The organism is Limisphaera sp. 4302-co (assembly GCF_049537155.1).
Taxonomy (GTDB): domain Bacteria; phylum Verrucomicrobiota; class Verrucomicrobiia; order Limisphaerales; family Limisphaeraceae; genus Limisphaera.
The window spans coordinates 1-3,218 of sequence record NZ_JBMVQZ010000028.1 but is presented as its reverse complement, the minus strand read 5'-3'; the positions used below and the strand labels follow the sequence as shown (position 1 = coordinate 3,218).

The following is a 3,218-nucleotide window of genomic DNA, read 5'->3' as shown; positions in this document are numbered from 1 at the left end:
GGGCAGTTGATGGCGGGAGTGGGGTTGGTGGAGTTGGTGGTGGCGGGTGTGTGTTTGGTGGGACGGCGGGAGCGGTTGAGTTTGGTGTTGGTGGGGTGGTTGTCGGGGAACTTTGCGTTGTACCGGCTGGGGCTGTGGTGGATGGGCTGGAAGCGGCCCTGTGGGTGTCTGGGTCACTTGACGGACGCGCTGGGTGTGTCGCCGACGGTGGCGGACCGGGTGATGATAGGGGTGCTCGCGTACCTCGGGGTTGGTGCGTTTAGCGGGCTTTTTTGGACAAAAGGCCACGGCGTCGACGTACGTGGTTTAGAACCATTGCCTGCCCAGCTGCGGCATCGTGAGCGTGGAATAACCCGATGAAAAGCTGTGCACTTCAAAACGGCACCGGACGGAATGAACGACCCGGCGGCGCGGGGGCGCAGGCAGCGCGTGGTGCCTGGGACAGCTGCAGAGAGAACAAAGGCGGAAGGAGCGTGTTGAGCTGGCTCACGTTTTGTGTACTGACAGGTTCGGCATTGGGCGGACCGGGCCACGCGCTGCAGATAACGCCAGGCAACATCGAGTCGTGGCTCAGAAATCCCGGGCCTGTAGATACCGTGATCTATGCAAGGACACTGGACGAATATCCCGTGGCATTCTCAGATGTGGGTCAGGCGAAGCAGTTCTTCGAAGAACTCTTCAAGGCGGGGCGTGCGAGGTTGCCCTCCCAAACGGAGTACTTTGCATTGCGTTTTCTGGACTGGATGCACTGGATGGTTCAGGAACTGCCAGAAAGCAATGCCGTACCCTGGCAGGCGGAGGTGCGGCTGGGCACGTTTGCAGGCCGAGATGGCAAACATTGGTGGTCGGTGACGCCAACAGGTTTTCAATGCGTGGAGTCCGATACCGGCGTCTACCGATTGAACGGCCGCGCTGTTAACATACCCCAGCTGCGTGAACGCATGGCCACGGAGTTTCTGCGACTTGGCATGTATGAAGTGGATGGGCGGACGTTTCAGATTACAGAACGATCAGAGACCTTGTTGCGGTTCCGTGCGCGGAGCGTTGCCGGCGGCACAGCGATTGAGGGTACGGCAACCGTGAAGGATGGCAGCATCGTGACGGTTGAATACCCAATAAGCGGATCTGAGCGCCTGGAAAAACGACGAATCAATCTGATCCACAACAACGGAGCGTTGGAGCAAGCAGTCGTGTATGTGAAGTGGCGCGGAAGTAGTGAATGGGATCGTTATGCGGTGTATCATGTACTCCGGTGGGAGTCCGCAGACACACACGGTGCTTCCACCAGTTGCAGACAGTTCATTCGGCCGAATGATTTTCATGTGGTGTACGACGAGGAAGGCAACGCTCAGGTATTGCAACATCCGAATGTCTCGGGAGTCGCGAGCGGGATGGCTGCCGTGGTGGAGGGAACGGGTCGAGAACGGCGCGTGCGAAGCATTGTCGGCATCAGCTTTCTTGCCGCCAGCGCCCTCATGCTCGCCGGACTTCTGTGGAGGTACGGCGGGGTGCGGAAGGAGTAGCAGCGTGATATGCAGGCAGACGTCAGCACACGGCCAGGTATCCGTCCGCTAACATTGTACTCGCGGCGAACCTGATAAAGTGCGGGATGGCTGCCATGGGCTGCAGCATTACAGACGTACCAACGATATAGCAAAAGAAAGGAGGAACAATGAAAGGCAAAAGCAAATACAGTGAGCATGGTAAACAGACATCTGAAATGCCGGCGACCTTGCTTAAGGAAGAAAAGGTACGTGGCAAGCTTGCAGGAGTACTGCTGGCAGCTGGGGTGTCGGGAATGGCGTGGGCGTGTTGCCAGATGAATGGAACAACAATTGGCTGCGATGGAACGCGGAACATGCTGGTGGTGTGTCAGCTCTATCCACCGGTTGTGGCTGTCTGCACGATGAGCTCGCCGGGCACGGAGTACCTGGATGCTACGGGCGGCAATCCCACGGGGACCATGGAAGCCTCTCCAAGAATTGGGGCATGCAGTGCCACGGCCTACGCGGTTGGTGAGTGCTGCGGTGGTGCGGTTACTCAGCAAACCGTGGTCGGCTTCTACGGATATGCGGAATGCAGTGGTGACGAGTGCCCGAGGACGTAGTAGGTGGTCGCTGGCGCGGACCTGAAGAGGTGATTGCCGAGAGCGTTCTACGTCGGCTGGGCTGCCGAGGGCTTAAGGGGGCGCCGGCGGCACGGTGCCGTGTCATGTAGGGTTGAGACCTGCGGATCGGAAGCGACGGAACAGCGTATTCGTCGCTAACCTTGGCATACCGCTGCGCGTGGTTGCCGAGATGCTAGCGGCAGCGGCACGAGCGGCCGCAGCGGCAGGAAAGGTGTAGCTCAGAGCGCCGGGACCGAGGTCGCCGGGCTTGGACCGTGTGCCACAAGACTGCCGGTTGCTGCGGTATCTCTGGAGGTTTTGCATTCTGAGTAGCGACTTCGGCGGGTGTTGTTTGTGAAGGTGCCGCTTGGGTATGCTGCGGCTGAGAGGATGAGGGCGGTGCATACTCGGGTCAGATGGCGGAGGGGCAGTTCGGCCGGGAGACCTTTGCGAAGGCTGAGCGGTTGGGTGTGCGGCGGCGTCCGGCGTGCGTGTGGTGGTCGTGAGCGGTGGGGTGGAAGTAAAGCGGCGTGGTGGGCCGAGGGTGGCGAGGGTTAAGCGAGGATGGACGGCTGATGGCTTTAGAGAGGCACGACGGACGTGAAGTGGGGGTAATGTCGGAGTGTAGAGGCAGGGAGCGGGAGGGAAGGGATGGCCAATTTTGGCCATTGAGGAAATCCATGAGGGAGGTAAAAGAGGAGGCGAACCCTTGTGAGCCGGGAGTGTGGCGGGGGCCTGATGGCCGGGCCATGGATCGTGAGGTTGGAGCATGAGCAAAGGCCGGCGGAGGACAGGTGGAGTGGCTGGCGTGAAGTTGCCTGGTGGGGAAAGGCAGTGGCTGGAGTTGGCGATGGGTTGCGGTTTCCGTGTGAAAGCGATGGCGGCTGTTCTGCGGGTCAGCGAGCGGACGCTGGAGCGGCGGTTTGCGGTGTTGGAGAGGGGGAGGTTACGGGAGTGGCTGCGGAGGAAGCGGATGGAAGTGGGGCGGCGGTGGCTGAGGGAGGGCACTTTTGTTAAAGAGGTGGCCGGTCGGCTGGGGTATGGGAGTGTGTCGGCGTTTTGTCGTGCGTACCGGCGGAGGTGGGGTCATTCGCCATGTGAGAAAAGGGAC

General features: G+C 60.3%; 4 protein-coding genes. All 4 read left to right on the top strand.

Translation table 11 applies throughout. The features are described 5' to 3' along the window. Positions 1–360, top strand: a 360-nt coding sequence (locus ACPDIX_RS14940) for a MauE/DoxX family redox-associated membrane protein (RefSeq protein WP_423432603.1), incomplete at its 5' end; no start/stop codon positions are given. Further along, positions 357–1,523 (top strand): hypothetical protein, encoded by a 1,167-nt coding sequence (locus ACPDIX_RS14935; protein ID WP_423432602.1) that lies wholly within the window; start codon positions 357–359, stop codon positions 1,521–1,523. The genes ACPDIX_RS14940 and ACPDIX_RS14935, both read left to right, overlap by 4 nt. A gap of 149 nt (positions 1,524–1,672) precedes the next feature. Beyond that, on the top strand, positions 1,673–2,107 hold the full coding sequence (locus tag ACPDIX_RS14930) for a hypothetical protein (RefSeq protein ID WP_423432601.1): 435 nt from the start codon (positions 1,673–1,675) through the stop codon (positions 2,105–2,107). A gap of 808 nt (positions 2,108–2,915) precedes the next feature. Beyond that, the coding region (locus tag ACPDIX_RS14925) for a helix-turn-helix transcriptional regulator (RefSeq protein ID WP_423432600.1) at positions 2,916–3,218 on the top strand (303 nt) is incomplete at its 3' end.

Coding starts and splice junctions, on each gene's coding strand:
- ACPDIX_RS14935 (WP_423432602.1), top strand. CDS start 357: ATGAAAAGCTGTGCACTTCAAAACGGCACCGGACGGAATGAACGACCC.
- ACPDIX_RS14930 (WP_423432601.1), top strand. CDS start 1,673: ATGAAAGGCAAAAGCAAATACAGTGAGCATGGTAAACAGACATCTGAA.